The organism is Shewanella glacialipiscicola (assembly GCF_023283485.1).
GTDB lineage: Bacteria > Pseudomonadota > Gammaproteobacteria > Enterobacterales > Shewanellaceae > Shewanella > Shewanella glacialipiscicola.
In genome coordinates, this window is record NZ_JAKILU010000023.1 from 35,308 (window position 1) to 52,152 (window position 16,845).

13 protein-coding genes are annotated in these 16,845 nt (G+C 38.5%); 9 read left to right on the top strand and 4 right to left on the bottom strand.

What is annotated here, in order from left to right; translation table 11 throughout:
- Positions 1–22: 22 nt before the first annotated feature.
- The 3 genes from L2717_RS14945 (at position 23) to L2717_RS14955 (ending at position 3,633) form a co-directional block, all read left to right on the top strand.
- The gene (locus L2717_RS14945; RefSeq protein WP_220773971.1) at positions 23–1,198 is read left to right on the top strand and encodes an acyl-CoA dehydrogenase family protein; all 1,176 of its coding nucleotides are present in this window, start codon (positions 23–25) and stop codon (positions 1,196–1,198) included.
- 10 nt (positions 1,199–1,208) lie between these two features.
- The gene (locus L2717_RS14950) at positions 1,209–2,399 is read left to right on the top strand and encodes a CaiB/BaiF CoA transferase family protein (protein WP_248938085.1); all 1,191 of its coding nucleotides are present in this window, start codon (positions 1,209–1,211) and stop codon (positions 2,397–2,399) included.
- Between the two features lie 109 nt (positions 2,400–2,508).
- Positions 2,509–3,633 (top strand): CaiB/BaiF CoA transferase family protein, encoded by a 1,125-nt coding sequence (locus L2717_RS14955; protein WP_220773973.1) that lies wholly within the window; start codon positions 2,509–2,511, stop codon positions 3,631–3,633.
- A 73-nt stretch (positions 3,634–3,706) separates the two neighbouring features.
- Here L2717_RS14955 and L2717_RS14960 read toward each other — a convergent pair whose 3' ends face one another.
- Positions 3,707–4,408 carry a Crp/Fnr family transcriptional regulator gene (locus L2717_RS14960; RefSeq protein ID WP_220773974.1) on the bottom strand — a complete coding sequence of 234 codons (702 nt, stop codon included), beginning with the start codon at positions 4,406–4,408 and terminating at the stop codon, positions 3,707–3,709.
- A 1,126-nt stretch (positions 4,409–5,534) separates the two neighbouring features.
- Here L2717_RS14960 and L2717_RS14965 point away from each other — a divergent pair.
- The 6 genes from L2717_RS14965 (at position 5,535) to L2717_RS14990 (ending at position 13,107) form a co-directional block, all read left to right on the top strand.
- A complete protein-coding gene (locus L2717_RS14965; protein WP_220774948.1) occupies positions 5,535–6,284 on the top strand; it encodes an electron transfer flavoprotein subunit beta/FixA family protein in 750 nt (249 codons plus the stop codon).
- Complete coding sequence (locus L2717_RS14970) at positions 6,284–7,228, top strand: electron transfer flavoprotein subunit alpha/FixB family protein (RefSeq protein ID WP_220774947.1); 945 nt, start codon at positions 6,284–6,286, stop codon at positions 7,226–7,228. The genes L2717_RS14965 and L2717_RS14970 overlap by 1 nt, the downstream gene beginning before the upstream one ends.
- A gap of 101 nt (positions 7,229–7,329) precedes the next feature.
- Positions 7,330–8,220, top strand: a complete 891-nt coding sequence (locus L2717_RS14975; RefSeq protein WP_220774946.1) for a DUF1838 family protein — start codon at positions 7,330–7,332, stop codon at positions 8,218–8,220.
- 61 nt (positions 8,221–8,281) lie between these two features.
- Positions 8,282–9,787 carry an FAD-dependent oxidoreductase gene (locus L2717_RS14980; RefSeq protein ID WP_220774945.1) on the top strand — a complete coding sequence of 502 codons (1,506 nt, stop codon included), beginning with the start codon at positions 8,282–8,284 and terminating at the stop codon, positions 9,785–9,787.
- 12 nt (positions 9,788–9,799) lie between these two features.
- Positions 9,800–10,024 (top strand): hypothetical protein, encoded by a 225-nt coding sequence (locus tag L2717_RS14985; protein ID WP_248938086.1) that lies wholly within the window; start codon positions 9,800–9,802, stop codon positions 10,022–10,024.
- Positions 10,025–10,785: 761 nt separating this feature from the next.
- Positions 10,786–13,107 (top strand): TonB-dependent receptor, encoded by a 2,322-nt coding sequence (locus L2717_RS14990; RefSeq protein WP_248938087.1) that lies wholly within the window; start codon positions 10,786–10,788, stop codon positions 13,105–13,107.
- 259 nt (positions 13,108–13,366) lie between these two features.
- On the opposite strand, the gene L2717_RS14995 is transcribed toward L2717_RS14990, so the two are convergent.
- The 3 genes from L2717_RS14995 to L2717_RS15005 form a co-directional block, all read right to left on the bottom strand.
- Positions 13,367–14,326: a LysR family transcriptional regulator gene (locus L2717_RS14995; RefSeq protein ID WP_220774991.1), complete on the bottom strand. Its 960-nt coding sequence runs from the start codon at positions 14,324–14,326 to the stop codon at positions 13,367–13,369.
- 207 nt (positions 14,327–14,533) lie between these two features.
- Positions 14,534–15,727: a hypothetical protein gene (locus L2717_RS15000; RefSeq protein WP_248938088.1), complete on the bottom strand. Its 1,194-nt coding sequence runs from the start codon at positions 15,725–15,727 to the stop codon at positions 14,534–14,536.
- A 24-nt stretch (positions 15,728–15,751) separates the two neighbouring features.
- Positions 15,752–16,777: an FAD:protein FMN transferase gene (locus tag L2717_RS15005; RefSeq protein WP_248938089.1), complete on the bottom strand. Its 1,026-nt coding sequence runs from the start codon at positions 16,775–16,777 to the stop codon at positions 15,752–15,754.
- Positions 16,778–16,845 lie beyond the last annotated feature (68 nt).

The window sequence follows — 16,845 nt, forward strand, 5'->3', positions numbered from 1 at the left end:
TTACTGACTAACGAGGTGAGCCATGGCTGATATTTGGACCAAAGAAGACGAAAATTCAATCTTAGATATGATTGCAAAATGGGTTGATAATGAAGTTCGACCTATCGCTCAAGAATACGATCAACAGGATAAGTATCCTGCAGATTTAGTTGAACAAATGAAAGAGCTAGGTTTGTTTGGTGCCACTATCAGCCAAGACTATGGTGGTATGGGTTTACCAGTATCAATATATGCAAAAATCGTTATGAAAGTATCGTCAGCTTGGATGGCGCCCGGTGGTATTTTTAACTCGCACTTAATCCAAGCTTCCGCTATTGAACGTAGTGGAACGGAGGCCCAGAAAGAGCAGTTTCTTGCAAGAATGGCCTCTGGCGAGTTGCGTGGTGGTGTCGCTTTGACAGAACCCAATGCGGGTACGGATTTGCAGGCTATTCGTTCTACAGCAGTACGGGATGGTGATGATTATATTATCAATGGCAGTAAAACTTGGATCACCAACTCCCTAAACGGTAATTCATTAGCTGTCTTAGTTAAAACCGATCTGCATGCTAAGCCTGCCCATAAAGGAACGAGCCTATTTATCGTTGAAACCAAAGATGAACAGGGTAACTTTAAAGCGGGTATAACGGTCTCAAAAATGAAAAAAATGGGGTATCGCGCTATTGATACCTGTGAAGTGACCTTTGAAGATTTTAGAGTACCCGCTGCAAATTTAATTGGTGGGGTGGAAGGTAAAGGTTTTTTACAAGCCATTGGTGGTTTAGAGCTAGGCCGGATTAACGTAGCGGCACGCGGAGCCGGTATTGCACAAGGTGCGATGGAATTAGCGGTGCGTTATGCCCAAGAGCGAGAAACTTTTGGCAAACCAATTTGTCAGCATCAAGCCATTCAATTAAAGCTGGGAGAAATGGCCACTAAGGTTGAAGCGTCAAGATTACTAATAGAACAAGCCGCTGCTAAGTATGACGCCGGTGAGCGCTGTGATATGGAAGCGGGTATGGCCAAATATGCCGGTTCAGAAGCAGGGGTATTTTGCGCCAATGAAGCTATGCGAATTTTTGGTGGGTTTAGCTACTCAGTGGAATATGAAATTGAGCGATTTTACCGTGATGCCATGCTGATGTGTATCGGCGAAGGTACCAATGAAATGCAACGCATTATCATTGCTAAACAATTAGTTGAACGCTACAAAATTTAATAGGTGAATCATGAAAACACTTCCACTTGAGGGAATTCGGATTATTGCCGTAGAGCAATACGGTGCAGGGCCCTATGGATCAATGTTTTTAGCGGATCTAGGTGCAGAAGTTATTAAAATTGAAAATCCTAAAATTGGTGGCGATGTATCTCGGCAAACGGGGCCATTCTTTTTAGGTGAAAATGACAGCTATTTTTTTCAAACTTTTAACTTAAATAAAAAAAGTTTAACTTTAGATCTTAAAAGTGAGTCTGGTCGGGCTATTTTTGACAAACTGGTTAAAACAGCTGATGCCGTGACCAATAATTTACGCGGAGATCAACCAGACAAACTCGGTATTACTTACGATAAATTAAAACATATTAACCCTAAAATTGTCTGTGGTCATTTATCCGCCTATGGCCGCGATAATGACCGCGCTAGTTGGCCTGGCTACGATTACTTAATGCAAGCCGAAGCCGGTTTAATGTCATTAACCGGTGAACCCGATCAACCACCCGCACGCTTTGGTGTGTCGATGATTGATTTTATGACGGGTGCTGTGGCGTCATTAGGCTTAACGTCAGCGTTACTGGGTGCCCATCGTACTGGCCAAGGCCGAGATGTTGACGTATCGTTATTCGATGTTGCATTACATCAGTTGTCTTACCCTGCAACATGGTACTTTAACCAAGACCATGTCACAGAGCGCTTAGCCCGTTCAGCCCATCCTGCAACAGTACCTTGTCAACTATATAAAACCGCCGATGGTTATATATTCTTAATGGCGATGACTGATAAGTTTTGGCTTGTATTGATCGACTTACTAGATGATGCGACGTTACAGCAAGAACGTTTTGCGACTGTGGCTCAGCGCCGTGACAATAGAGATTTACTCACTACCGAGATTGACCGCGTGCTTAGCACGCATAATACCGATTATTGGTTAGCGCATCTCAAAGGGCAGATCCCCTGTGCGCCAGTGTTAGATTTACCGCAAGCGTTACAAAATCCGTATATCCATAATATTGGTATGGTGCGCACCATTAATCATCCTGAAAAACAGGATATGCAAGTATTAGGTTGCCCGATTAAAATCGATGGCCAACGTATGGCAGGTAAAGCCGCTGGTCCTATGGGGTGCGACACGAACGATTTGCTAGGTTCGTTAGGCTATAGTGCTGCTAATATTGCAAAATTAAAAGCTGAGGGTGCTATTTAATTAGTCTATAAAAGTGAGAAAAAGGCAGCAATTTAGCTGCCTTTTTTAACGGCGACAGAGCGCTTATTTAGTATTTATACTGCATTAACTAGATGATTTAGGAAATAATATGAAGCTACAAGGGATCCGAGTTCTCGATTTATCACTGTTTTTACCGGGGCCACACTTTAGTATGATGATGGCTGATCATGGGGCAGATGTTGTGGCATTAGAGCCTCCTTATGCCGAGCCTGTGCGAGCCGTTGGGCTGAAGCAAAACGGTCATTCAGTATGGTTCCGTAACGTATACCGTGGTAAAAAAAGTATTAATTTGGATCTAAAATCCGCAACGGGTAAAGCCGATTTTCTAAAGTTGTGTGAGACAGCTGATGTGGTAATTGAAGCGTTTCGCCCCGGCGTTATGCAGCGCTTGGGTTTAGATTACGATGTGGTTAAAGCGGTTAACCCTGGTATTGTATATTGTTCTATTTCTGCCTATGGCCAAACGGGTAGCAAGGCCTTAAAACCAGCACATGATCTTAGTATTCAAGCGGATTCTGGAGCCATATTTATTAATGAGGGGCAAGATGGTAAACCGGCAATGCCCGGCATGCCAGTTGCTGATATGGCAGGCAGTTTAATGGCGTTTGCGGGTGTGTTAATGGCGCTGCTCAAGAAACAACAAACCGGTATCGGTGATTATCTCGATATTTCGATGCAAGACTCTTTAATCGCTTGGTACCCTAATATTATGGGCCCCCCCTTCGTAGAAGATCGCTCACCCGTTGTTAAACAAGAACGAAGTTGGGGCGGGGCTGCATTTTATCAAATTTATGCAACGGCTGATCAACAACATTTAACCCTAGGCGGTAGTGAGGTTAAATTTGCGGAAAATCTGCTTAGGGCACTTGAACGCTCCGATCTAATAGACTTATGTAAGCAAAACCCAGGAGAAGTGCAACAACCAGTTAAAGACTTCTTAGCCATGACCTTCGCTGCAAAACCAATGGTTTATTGGCAAGCGTTTTTAGCTAAAGTAGACGTGTGTTGGTCCCCCGTGCGCTCACTTAATGAGGCTGTTCGTGATCCACATTTAAAACAAAGAGACATGTTATTGCAAGATGAGCAGGGCAGTTATCATCTTGGTATTCCGATAAAATACCGCAACGAACCAGGCCAAGTGAATTTTACCTTACCTGAGTTTGGTCAGCATACCCACGAAGTGCTGCAACAATGGAGTACTGACAAAGGGTAACGCTGTAAGATATTAATGAGCTAAATGTCATTACTGCTATAGTGAACTTAACAGTAATGACGACAAGTAAACATTAATTATCTGTATACTCGGTTAACGATTTAGGGTCTAAAATCGTAATACTATAATTACTTTCAATGGAGATTAACTCTTTATTTTTAAGGCTAGTAAAGCCTCTACTCGTAGTCTCAAGCGACATACCTAAATAGTCTGCTATATCTTGTCGGCTCATCGGCAGAAAGAATTTTTGCGTGCCATGGCCAATTCTTTTGGCCATATCTAATAAAAATAAAGCCAATCGTTGATGAGCCGTTTTTTGGCCCATGATAAAAAGCTGATCTAAAATATAATTTAATACGATATTAGTATATTCATGAAAACGCTTGGCAATTTGCGGGTGACGCTCAAATACATTTTTAATCAAGCTTTTATTAATTTTTACCATAGTGGAGTTAGATAATGATTTAGCACTAAAAGTATAAAATGAAAACTCGGACAAACCAATTAAGTTGCCGGTAAATAAAAATGCGAAAACATGACGAGAACCTCTAGCGGTAGAGCGCTCAAGCATAATCACGCCAGAGATAGGAATATATACAAAGTTGCTTTGTTCATCCTCTTTAAAAATGTAAGTGTTTTCGTCAACAGTAATTTCTTGGGCCAAAGAGGCCAATTCTTCTAAAAAATCTTGGCTACCTTTTAGGTCTTGAAAGTTAGTACCGAAACAGGATGCCAATGAAGTTTTAATAGAAACTTTTGATGTATCTAACGTCATAATACTCTTATTTGTTATAGTTTTAGTAACAGCTTATTAAGAAGCCAGTGTGCACTTTTTGCTAAAACGCATTGCAATAACGCTTATGTAGCCTAACAAACCTACTATGTACTTTAGAATAAGTAAAATCAACTTTTGACTTATCTTATAGAAGATTTTAAATTAATGCCGTACCTGTAATTTTGCAACCTACAAGGTTACGACGAGGCAAGTGTATAACATTATGTTTTAGAACGGATTAAGTGGGTTTTATTATTATTTTTAGCACCATAGCACTTTGAAAATAAGTAAATAAATAACACTTTTAAATTATTCTTCCATTATTGACGCTTACCTTTGTCTAAGGTAAGAATATGAAAGTTCACTTGCCAAATATAACCATTTAAAAGTAATCAGGATTACGGTAAGCCTTTATTTTTTGATCTTACTCCTTTCGTAAATGTTGTTTATAATTGAAGTCAATTCATCGCAACATACCTCATTCCTGCAATAAGTTCCGGAGCACCAGCACGACTGAAACGTGATCATATCGATAATGCTTATAGCCCTCACAATCGTGTCATGCTTAGGAATAACATTTCTAAAAAACAAAACTTATGTAGGCAAGCGAGATGGTCGTGTCCAAAGTTCCTATCCTTGGAAGCAAGAAATAAATACTCTTAGCAGAATATTAATCAGTTTATGTGTAATTTTCCCCCGTTGTCGAGGGCATTCATGTTTGAAAAGTATTTGAGTCATTAAAATTACAACATCGGCAAACTCATTCAACTATTAAATCAATAAATATCAGCAAGTTAGTTATTTTCAGGTCTTATTATCTTGTCCTAATTTTTCGCCTAAAGTATTACTCTCGCTCATCCCTACTCAGTGATCACTTCAATGAGATTGACCAATGTCAAAAACACTCTGATCTAACAAGTATTTTCATTTTTGTTCAATTAACAGTTTGCTAGACTAAGATTTGTCAGGACAAATGTATGTGTTGATACTGGGCTGGATTGTTACTTGTATGTTTGTGCACCATAAAAATGATTGATTACACTCAGTTTGACCAACATTTTTAATCTTCTTCACTTACAAAATGAAGTCGAAAAATTGGTTAATGTCTTTAAATCAAGGGAATGTTATGAAAATACTGGTTCCGGTTAAACGGGTGGTAGATTACAACGTAAAAGTTCGGGTTAAAACAGACCAGAGTGATGTGGATCTTAATAACGTTAAAATGGCCTTAAACCCATTTTGTGAAATTGCGGTGGAAGAAGCAGTAAGATTAAAAGAAGCCGGTATTGCCACTGAAGTAATTGTTGTGTCCATTGGTTCTATTCTAGTACAAGAACAGATCCGTACCGCGCTTGCATTAGGTGCAGATAGAGGCATTCACATCAATACAGAACAAAAATTAGACTCTATTCATGTTGCTCGATTATTGAGCAAGATTATCGAGGCTGAGCAGCCAACGTTAACGATATTAGGTAAGCAATCTATTGATGCTGATAATAATCAGACAGCACAAATGCTAGCTGCCATAACTCATTACAGTCAAGGTACCTTTGCTTCTAAAGTTACTATTGAAGCAGATAAAGTATTAGTCATTCGTGAGATTGATGCAGGGCTTCAAACTATCGCACTCACTCTACCTGCCATTATTTCAGCTGATCTTCGATTAAATGAACCTCGTTATGCGTCTTTACCTAACATAATGAAGGCAAAAAGAAAGTCGATTGAAATGCTTGAAGCTAGTAGTTTAGATGTGGATTTGGCCCCAACCTTCGAACTGTTATCTGTCAGTGCGCCTGTACAAAGAAAGGGGGGCGTTAAATTAAGCTCTGTAGCAGAGCTAGTTGATAAACTAAAAAATGAAGCGAAGGTGATCTAATGAGTATTCTAGTAATAGCTGAATACAATGCAGAAATGGATTTAACTAGTTTACGTAAATCAGTTAAAGCAGCTCAACTTATTGGTTCTAACATCGATATTTTATTAGCAGGTAATGACACCAGCGCCTTTGCTACAGCAGCTAGCCATATTAGCGGTATACATCAGGTTGTTGTGGTAGAAGATAGTATTCTTAGCCAACCGTTAGCAGAAAACCATACGTTAGTTATTGCTAAATTTAGTGCTGATTATGAGCACTTTATTTTTGCCGCAACCAGTTGGGGTAAAAATGTCGCTCCACGGGTAGCTGGTACTTTAAATGTCGCCCAGTTCTCAGATGTCATTGATATTGAAAGCGCTGATGTGTTTGTAAGACCAATCTATGCTGGCAACGTCATTGCAAAAGTTAAAGCCTGTTGTGCGAAAAAAGTATTAACTATTAGAGGTACTGCCTTTTCTGAGGCCGAGTTAGGTGATAGCGCTGCAGAAATTAAAAAGGTTAGTTTAAGTGATACTAATTATAGTTTTGATGCTGGTTTATCCCATTTTATTAGCGAAGAATTATCAAAATCAGAACGACCTTCAATTACTGCTGCCAGTATTATTATTTCCGGTGGTCGCGGTATGCAAAATGGAGCTAACTTTAGCATTCTAGAACGTGTCGCTGATAAATTAGGTGCAGCTATTGGCGCGTCTAGAGCTGCTGTTGATGCGGGTTTTGTGTCAAACGATATGCAAATTGGCCAAACCGGTAAAGTAGTCGCGCCCAATTTGTATATTGCTGTTGGTATATCGGGGGCTATTCAACATCTGGCTGGAATGAAAGATTCAAAAATCATTGTGGCTATTAACAAAGATGAAGAAGCACCTATTTTCCAAATTGCAGATTATGGCTTAGTGGGTGACTTATTCGATATAATGCCAGAGTTAGAAGCTGCGCTTTAATTCTCTAGTTTTATTAAAATTTTTAACTTGTAAATCACACCTCATAAAAGTCTATTTTTTAATTTAAGCATTTTTAATTATAATAATTTAAAGGAAAAATCATGCAGTTTAAGAAATTAGTGTTTATAGTTGCATTGTCAACTTTATCTTCATATTCACAAGCAGAACAGTCTAAAAAATTAGACCTATCTGACTCTGTTGATTCGTATAAAGCCATGCTAAGAGTTGTGGGCAATTTAGATGGTTCAGCAGTATTTAAAGACTGGGATGCGACTATTATGATGGTGTTGCCTGGTGAGAAGCCTAAGCCTATTTTACGTACTATTGGTTACAACGCAGGGCGAATGATTGCCAAAGAAGATGGTAGTTATGAGTGGGTAACTCGTGAAGTTTCATACTATGTCGATTTGAAAACAGGTGAAATTATTAATCAATGGCATAACCCTATTTCAAACAAAACAGTTTGTATTCTAGATGTAGTCAATGACCCCGTCAGTAATGCTTTCCCTTCGCCTGGTAGCAAGAACAATCACTTTGCCGCTTTTAGCCAATTTGATGTGATGGGTAATGTTGCAGCCTTACGTTGGGATGTACCGTTAAAATACCCTAATGCGTTGCAACCCAAAGATCATCCTGCTGAATCTACCGGTGAAAACTATGTCGCTTCTGAGCATTTTATATTTTTTGCTAATACAGAAGATTTAGAACAGCCAAAAAGTACTTCAACGAATACACATTATTCATGGGCTAGAACAGGTCCTTGGTTACCTTGGATGGAACTAGGCCAAACAGAAGGTTATTTAATCTATAGCGGTCATGGTAATAAATACCATTCATTTGATGAACTTTCTAGTCAGTTAAAAGATTATACCTTAAAGCATTATCCGACATTCACTGATGCACCGACTAGCTTTTACCAGCCTAACGAAACTAGCTGGACTTACTACTTAAAGCAAAAGAAAGCCGGTAAGTTAAAAACTAACTGTAACTAAGCTGTTCAGTATTTTAGTTATGTAAGCTATTTAAGTTATTAGCACGTCTAGGAGTGTCTAAATGGCAAGTTTATTATCTGTAAAACAATGGGATATTGAAACTGATGTTTTAATCTTAGGATTTGGCTTAGCAGGCGCTAGCGCGGCAATTGAGGCACTGGACGCCGATCCAAATGTAAAAGTCACTATTTGCGAAAAAAATCCGGAAAAGTATGCTGGCGGTAACTCTCGTGCTGCAGGGCAATCATTGTTAATTGCAAAAAATCCAACGGCACTTAAGGCCTATCAAAAGGCAATGAGTACATCGAATCCTATTCCTGAAGAAATGTTAGATGAATGGGCAATTCGCATGTCAGAACTTGAACCTTGGATCAAAGCCCGTGCAGAAGAAGTGGGATCGCAATATATACGCGGAACCGGCTTTACCGATCGCGACGCTGTTTTAGAGTTTCCAGAACTGGGTGCGGAAGATGCGGTTACTTACACGGCAACCATTTTGCCTATTCCAGCAGGTGTTTGGTTAGCGTTTAAAAAGAACGTAGATAAACGGGCTGTTAACGTTTTATATAACTCTCCAGTAAAAGACTTAATTCAAGACCCAGATACGCTTGAGGTGTTTGGTGCCGTCATCGAACAAGATGGGGTATTAAAAAATATTAAAGCTAAGCGTGGCGTCATAATGGCTGTTGGCGGTTTCGAAGCTAACTTAGATATGCAGCGCAATTATTGTGGTTATGAAGAGATTTTTCCCTTAGGTAACCCAGCTAATACTGGCGATGGTATTCATATTTTACAAAAGGCCGGTGCCGATATGTGGCACATGCGTAACAAAGGGCAGTCTGGCGGTATTTGGCCAGGACTTCAGATTCCAGGTTATAAAACCGTTTTTTTACGTAATTTGTTTTGGCAAAGCTACAGTTGGATTGAAATTGCCGCTGATAACAAGCGTTTTTACAATGAAACAGCTGAATTACAGTTAACGCATTATAAAGAAAAGAAACATAAGCATTGGGTAGATACACCGCATATTAATGCTGGCCCAATTCACATGATTTTTGATGAAACCACGCGTGAATATAACTGTTTAGCGTTAAAAGCCTTTACCTGGAATATTGCAGCAGAAAATCTTGACTGGAGCGATGATAACTTAGTTGAAATTGAGCAAGGTTTAATTGCGAAAGCCGATACAATTGAAGAATTGGCAGTAAAAATTGGTCGCGACCCCACTGAAGTAAGTGCTGAAATACAAAAGTATAATGGTGCCTGTGCCGCAGGAGAAGACAAAGAGTTCTCACGTATTCCTATTACGTTACAACCAATTATTAAAGCGCCATTTTATGGTGTGAAAATTGTGCCTGCAGTGGTGTGCACAGGTGGTGGTGGACGGCGAAATATTGAGTCAGAAGTATTAAGTCCCGTCGGTAAACCTATTCCGCGCTTATATGAAGCAGGTGAGTTAGGCTCTATGTTCTCTAACTTGTATCAAAACGGTAGTTATCTGACAGAAGCGATGATTTCAGGCCGTGCAGCAGGTAAAAATGCTGCAAATCAAAACAGTTGGGATTAAAGGAACTATTTTATGTTAGTTAAAACTGTCGCGATGAAAATGGGTGTACGCATAGAAAAAGCTGAAGCTGTCGATGAGTCGATAGTGCTACATGGCTTTGCCGGCACTATGCCCTGTGAAACCATTATCACTTCAGCGGAAGCATTAGTCATTTTCAAAATGTGCTTTAAATGGAGCATTATAAATATACTTTTAAAATCTTTGTTTTCAAAGAAAAGTAAGCAAGCCATGAATTAACATTAATACTTTCTTATGATAAATAAGTAGTTTAAAAATTATTTTATTTAAATAATAGTCAACTGGAGTGGGGTTTAAAACCCTACCTAGCTTCAAAAGCTAAACAATTAACTCTATATTATTTAATTTATTCATACCTTTGATTAAAAATATTTAAACCAGCTTGATATGACGAATTTAGCCATCGATGTTGATAGTGACCGACTAGAGCGAGATTAACAGAGGAGATATAATATTTTATGTGTGACTTAGTTAGAGCCCATTGGCGCGCTCTGTTTAAAATTTATTTACCTACAGATATTTTGTCGCGAAATAACGAGTAAAACTATCGTATCAAACTCATACCTGAAATATATTTAAAGATGAAGAATAGCCAATCGGCTACACATCTCAATATGTGATAGCCATTTCTACTGTGTTATACGAAATAAATCCTATAATTTCTCCTTCAGCAAGAAAATTTATGCTTGTTTACTCAAAGTAAGCTTTGCTTTATTTAAACATTCGCACTTGTTCGTGATGAAAACATAAGGGCGATAAGCCATAGTGACGTTACATGTTATTTTATATACATATCTTCTGTAAATATACCGCTAGGTTTTTTCATATTTGTTTTAGAAAAAAATAGAATACATTCCGATTGATAAAAGTCAAAACACCGACATTATATAAATTTAAAAAATAATAATTGTGTGTACTGTAGGTAGACTAATAAATGCGCATTTGATTTTAAATGTGAATAAACAAGAGGGATCTATGCTATGAATAAAAAATTTACCCCAAAAATACTTAGCTGCGCAGTAAAAGCAGCATTATTAGTAACTATGTCGCATGCAGTTGCTAATGACGATCAGCAACAAGTGACTGAAGCCACTGAAGTAGCACAAGTGGAACAAGACGAGCACGCACGTATAGAGCACATACAAGTTACATCGCGTAATCAAAGTGAATCAATTGATAAGATCCCTGTTTCAGTTATCTCGTTAAGCTCTGATGAGATGAAAAAAGCTAATATGCAAAATATTAATGATGTCGCTGAAGGTACTATTGGTTTCTCAATGGAAAAAACTTTTGGTCGACAATCTGATATTCCGGTTATTCGAGGAGTGTCTTGGATCCCTGGTTACGGTACACAAAAAGCATCGTATTTTATTGATGGTATTTATTACGATGGTTCTTTACAAAGCTTACCGATGGACTTAGTCGAGCGTATTGAAATTATAAAAGGGCCACAAAGTGCTTTATATGGCCGTCGTACTTTCTCTGGTGCAATCAATATAGTTACAGCAAAGCCGACTGAACAATTATCCGGCTATGTTAGCGGTACTATTGGCTCGTATGGTAATGAAAAATTAGGCGCTGGTGTGTCTCTGCCAGTTAATGATTGGTTTGCCTTAAGGGCCTCAGTAGCGGCAGATAATTATGATGGTAACTGGGAAAACTCCAAACAAGGCGGCCCTGATATTGGTGGCGAAAAATCTAACTCGCAAATGTTGGGTTTGTATTTTAAACCATCAGCCAATACCAATCTCGATATTAACGTTATTCGCAATGAAACAGATGATGAACATGCTCCTTTTATGCGATTGGCAAATGATGCTAATCCAAAAACAGATTTGAACTGCTACTTAGATACTTCGCCATATTTCTGCGGTAAAGTTCCGACCGACTTACCTATAAATATAGGTGGAGTATTAAATAATAGTGAATATGGCCTACGTGGTGAGAGAACACACTTTAGTCTTAATCTTAACCATGCCTTTGATTTTGGCACGCTTACTTATATGGCCGGTTACAATAAATACGATATCGAAAGTGGTATTGATCAAACTTATACAGGTGCTGAGCAAGTATTTGACTTTGGTTTCTTCACCGGTGGCCCTATGTTCGGACCTGCAACAGAATGGCATAGTTTGTCTGAAGATAATAATCAAGAATATAACCATGAAGTTCGTTTCAAATCATCAGCATTAGATTACAGATTAACTTGGTCTTTGGGCGCATATCTGTGGCATTCAGAAAAAAACACCACCGATCGTAATAAAGCCGATATCATAGAAGACAACTTTGCTTTAATGGGAATGATATCTTACGATTTTACGGATGATTTTAAACTATCACTTGAAGTGAGAAACTCGACCGACAAAATTGAATCAGATGTTTATAACCAGTTAGTTCAAACCCCTGAGTATGCCGATCTTGATAATAAGTTTAATAGCACCACCACCCGTTTAATTGCTGAATATGAATTAAGCTCAGATACAATGGTTTATATCACACGCTCAGAAGGTAATAGTCCAGCTGGTTTTAATGGCGCTTTAGGATTGCCGGCTGAATTAGTTGTTATTGAAGAAGAAGAGATGTTGATGTATGAAGCGGGTATTAAATCCACCTTGCTTGATAATCAGCTTTACGTTTCTGCCGCTATTTACAATATGGACTGGAATAACCAACAATTAACAGATACCTATCTGGTTCCAGGGGGGGCAACACCAATCTCCTATACTGCTAATGCGGGTAAAACCGAGATTAACGGCTTGGAAGTTGAGCTTAAGTATCTATTTAATGATTACTTTGATGTTGATGTAGGTTATGCCCTAACCAAAGCTAAGTTTGTTGAATTATTCGATTCGAACCAATGTAAATTAATTTTGGGCCCAGGCACTGCACCGAATAGAAACTGTGTGACGCCTGAAGAAATTAGAGAGTTTGGTAGCGTAAAAGGAAATACTCCACCACAAGTACCAGAGCATGAGGCCACATTAGGATTAAACTTCAAAGCGCCACTGACTAAAACGTTTGAGTTATATGCTCGTGCAGATATGAATTACGATTCAACGCGTTATGCTCATGTCCATAACTTAGCAGAAACAGGAAGTCGTACTTTAGTTAACTTAAATATAGGTGTATCTGACGGTATGTGGAACGTATCAGCTTGGATGAAGAACGTGTTAGATGATGACACGCCAACGTATATCTTCCGCTATATCGACACTCAAAGTGTAGGCTTCAGCGAACGCGCATTCCCAATTGCACCAAGTCGTGGCAGAGAAATGGGTATAACAGCTTCCTATAGTTTTTAATTAACCGGAGTACTGAATAAGCGATAGTTAAAGTAACGTTTTCTAGGTCAGTTAAATTAAGGTGTGGCTTATTGTCTTTTAAGTAATAAGCCACCAACCCTGAACTCGATTCAATATAAAGTTATTCATACTGCTTGTTTTTAGTTTACTGTGGATGTTATGGATGCTAGGATTCCACTTTTTATGCCAAAGGTCGGATACAAACTCGGGCAAGGGGAGGCTACTTTGAACCTCAACACCCATATGGTCGTTAACCATATTAATAGTTAAGGCTAGTCATTTTTTTCCTTAATAGTGCTTCAAGGTTTTTTGTAAATAATACTGGACTCGTCTCTGCTGCTTGTAGATACAAACTGAATGTAGGCCTTCTTTTTTCCTGTGTTTTTAGTTTAAGTGAATTTTTACTAAATATATCAGTCACATCAAACGCTTTGAGTGTTTTTCTTGAGGCAATAGGTTGCTTAATTAACATTGAGGCTAAATAACTTACGCTATCTGAATTTTCCAGATGGTCGAAGAGTTGATTCAAATCCATTGTTTTAAGTCGCACATTAATAGGGATATTAAATTTTTCTGCTAACGTTTCTATTCGATGCTGTTTCTTTTCGATTATGCAGTAATTTAATAGAGCAAGTGGTGAGCTAAATGCATTTTTAACGGATAAGGGTTCTGCAAAAACAGGGTGCTCTCTATGCGCGACTAAAAAAAACTTTTTAATATGGCCAACTAAATATTTATGTATTTTATCTGAATCAGGTGGGTTTGCCGTCAGGCTATAATCCATTTGTGATAGGCTTAGTAAGCGCTGTACCTGTTCGGTCCAAGGATAAATATTAAAGGTCAAGTCTAATGATAATTCCTTGGCCGTTTCTTGCAGGCAATCTAACATAAATTGCCCCATATGACTTTGTACCGCCACGTTTATTTCTTTCTTTTGACATAATTGGTAGTTAACTACATCTGATAATAATCGATAGCTTTCAACAAGTGATTTCATCGGTTCATAAAGACTTTCAGCTAATTTAGTCGGCCGCATTAAGTTTTGCTCTCGGGTGAGCAACTCATCACCGAAAGAATCTCGCAACATTGTGAGGGTTCGACTAATTTTAGGCTGGGTGACGTTTAATTTCAGTGCAACTGTAGTAACACTCTGTTGCTCAATCAGCTCAATCAATACTCTGAGTGAAAAATAGTCTAATTTACTTATTCTCTGTAGCATCAATATTAAGCCGTCTGTTAACTCATTTGTACGGATTATATAATGGTAGAAAACGCTTTAACCTAACTAGAATCACACATTGTGAATGTTTAGCGTTAAAGAGCTGAAGTTACTTTATGCTTTAATGATGAGTCTATGTTGCCGCGGTGGTATATTTTTTAAAAAGCCAGCTTTATAGAAAGCTGGCTTTTGATGGGCAATTACCTTTTAGCCTAATGGAATAATGTTTTCTATTTTCAGCATTAAATTACATGCGCCAACATCTTCCCATTTAACGTCTTCTGGCTTAAAGGTTTCTCCTACGCCTAACCCAGGTACGGCGGTGGCCCAGTCGGCACTTAATAATCCCGTACGTTCATAGTCAGTTTTAGCGATAATACGTGCACCTCTGTTTCTACTCGGTATTGCTAGGCCAGTTTTTTCAACTTGAGCGGGATCGTATTCATAGTAAGAGAGTCGTGCCTCACCGTTCATGATTATATTATGGCAAGTGTTACCTTTTCCAATATTCATAGTGACAAAATATGCACCATCAATTTCTTTTAACCCATAGCCGAAGGTGGCAATATTGGGTGTTTCTACCGCCTTGCCATCTTCTTGAAACTTATTGACAGTAGCAATTGATTTTGCACCTATCGCATTGTTTTTATGCTCTATCTCGTATGCTTTACCATCATTGGGGAACATGTCCACCATATGTTGACGTTGAGCTAGCTGGCACGCTTCTTCTAGTTTAATCACCCCACCGGTAGAGACTTCTTTCCAGCGATAAATATGGAATTGTGCATTTAACTGGCGGTATAACCACTGGGCATTAAGGTAAGAGCCTGGAGTATAAAAAGTACTACCTGAGGCTCCAGTCTTACCGTCAATTACACCTGGGAGGAAAGCCGGTTGTGCGAAGGTAGGTAAAGTAGGTCCTCCGGTTGGAAGCTCTGGCTCTGGGGCATCGGCATGTCCTTCATGGCAGTTTTTACAATCACCATAATCGGCATGTGGCGGAGGATTAGAGGCTCCATGGCATGATTTACAGTCAGTGGATACTGCTAATGTTTGTATTGCAGCAGTATTAACTTCATTTACATCAGCATTTGGGTTAACAAAATCAAAATCAGTCCCTATTATTTTACACTGAGAAATAAAATCATGGGCTTGTATTGTCGGGCTATTTTTTAAATCATTAACTTCAGTAGTTAAACGCTGATTATTTTCTAACAACTGGCTATTTGTGGTCGTCAATTGAGAGTTTCGAGTTGTTAGCGCGCCATTTTCATCGGTTAACTTTTGTAGTTTACTTTCAATATTAGGATCTGGCTTATAAATAGTCTCATCATCGTTACAGCCTGTCATTGCGATCATGGATGCGCAAAGCAATGTCATAGTAAATTTTCTTTTCATCATTATTAATTACCTTATCATTAAGATTTATTGAGTGATAAACTTTTTAAATTCTTTACTTTGGTGGATTTTTAATTCGCCAAAGTTATCTTCAATTAACATTACTGCTAAATCTTGTTCATCAGCGAGTTGCATTATCGCTTTGGTTCCCATAACCATTGACGCAGTTGCTAACGCATCAGCGGTTGCACATTTAGGCGCGATAACCGTGGCTGATATAATATTTGTTTGAATAGATCTACCTGTTTTAGGATTAATAACATGGGAGAACTTGCCGCCTTCTGCCTCAAAATAGTTTCGATAGTCACCTGATGTAGCAATCGCTTTGCCGTTAATGCTCAGTGTTGTAATAATATGAGTTGAATTTTTTTTAGGTTCTTCGATACCAATGATCCAGTTTTCTTTATTTGGCCTGTATCCCTTGGCAAATACTTCACCACCGATATCAACAAAGTAATGATGAATACCCTTTGAATCTAATGTGTCGGCTAAAATGTCAACCGCATGTCCCTTCGCGATCCCTGATAGGTCAAGTTGTAGTCGGCTATCTTTTTTAGTGTAATTATTACCCATTAAACTAAAGTTTGATGATCCCGTGTAAGATTTAACTTGATTGATACTGTCTACACTCGGTATAGCTGTTGGAATACCGTCAGGTCCAAACCCCCATAATTTAACCAGTGGGCCGACAGTAATATCAAACGCACCAGAAGTTATTTTCTCAACCTTCTTAGATGCTAATATAATTATTTTTAGTTCGTTGGAAATATAAATAGGTTTATCTGCTGGCCAAGCATTTATCTTTGAAATTTCTGAATCTTTACGCCAAGTAGACATCGTTTTGTTGACTATTTCCAACTTGAGTTCAATGTCTTCACGCAACAAATAAAGTTGTTGCGGCGTCATGCTATTGGCAACTAATGAGACTTTATAGTTATTCCCCATTGTTTTTCCGTTGATATGATAAATTTTGTCGGCACTATCCGCCCATGTCGTTTGAGTTAACAAAATACTGGATATAAGTAATGAAGTTAAATGTTTTATATTGAACATATATTTGTGCCATTTACATTTTATGTAGATATTTTAACGTTATTAATACGCCATTCAACATATGTACT

Excerpts from the sequence above, each read along its gene's own strand:
- L2717_RS15000 (WP_248938088.1), bottom strand. The coding sequence starts at position 15,727 with ATGATGAAAAGAAAATTTACTATGACATTGCTTTGCGCATCCATGATC.
- L2717_RS14980 (WP_220774945.1), top strand. The coding sequence starts at position 8,282 with ATGGCAAGTTTATTATCTGTAAAACAATGGGATATTGAAACTGATGTT.
- L2717_RS14965 (WP_220774948.1), top strand. The coding sequence starts at position 5,535 with ATGAAAATACTGGTTCCGGTTAAACGGGTGGTAGATTACAACGTAAAA.
- L2717_RS14945 (WP_220773971.1), top strand. The coding sequence starts at position 23 with ATGGCTGATATTTGGACCAAAGAAGACGAAAATTCAATCTTAGATATG.
- L2717_RS14975 (WP_220774946.1), top strand. The coding sequence starts at position 7,330 with ATGCAGTTTAAGAAATTAGTGTTTATAGTTGCATTGTCAACTTTATCT.
- L2717_RS14960 (WP_220773974.1), bottom strand. The coding sequence starts at position 4,408 with ATGACGTTAGATACATCAAAAGTTTCTATTAAAACTTCATTGGCATCC.
- L2717_RS14970 (WP_220774947.1), top strand. The coding sequence starts at position 6,284 with ATGAGTATTCTAGTAATAGCTGAATACAATGCAGAAATGGATTTAACT.
- L2717_RS14985 (WP_248938086.1), top strand. The coding sequence starts at position 9,800 with ATGTTAGTTAAAACTGTCGCGATGAAAATGGGTGTACGCATAGAAAAA.
- L2717_RS15005 (WP_248938089.1), bottom strand. The coding sequence starts at position 16,777 with ATGTTCAATATAAAACATTTAACTTCATTACTTATATCCAGTATTTTG.
- L2717_RS14995 (WP_220774991.1), bottom strand. The coding sequence starts at position 14,326 with ATGCTACAGAGAATAAGTAAATTAGACTATTTTTCACTCAGAGTATTG.
- L2717_RS14950 (WP_248938085.1), top strand. The coding sequence starts at position 1,209 with ATGAAAACACTTCCACTTGAGGGAATTCGGATTATTGCCGTAGAGCAA.
- L2717_RS14990 (WP_248938087.1), top strand. The coding sequence starts at position 10,786 with ATGAATAAAAAATTTACCCCAAAAATACTTAGCTGCGCAGTAAAAGCA.
- L2717_RS14955 (WP_220773973.1), top strand. The coding sequence starts at position 2,509 with ATGAAGCTACAAGGGATCCGAGTTCTCGATTTATCACTGTTTTTACCG.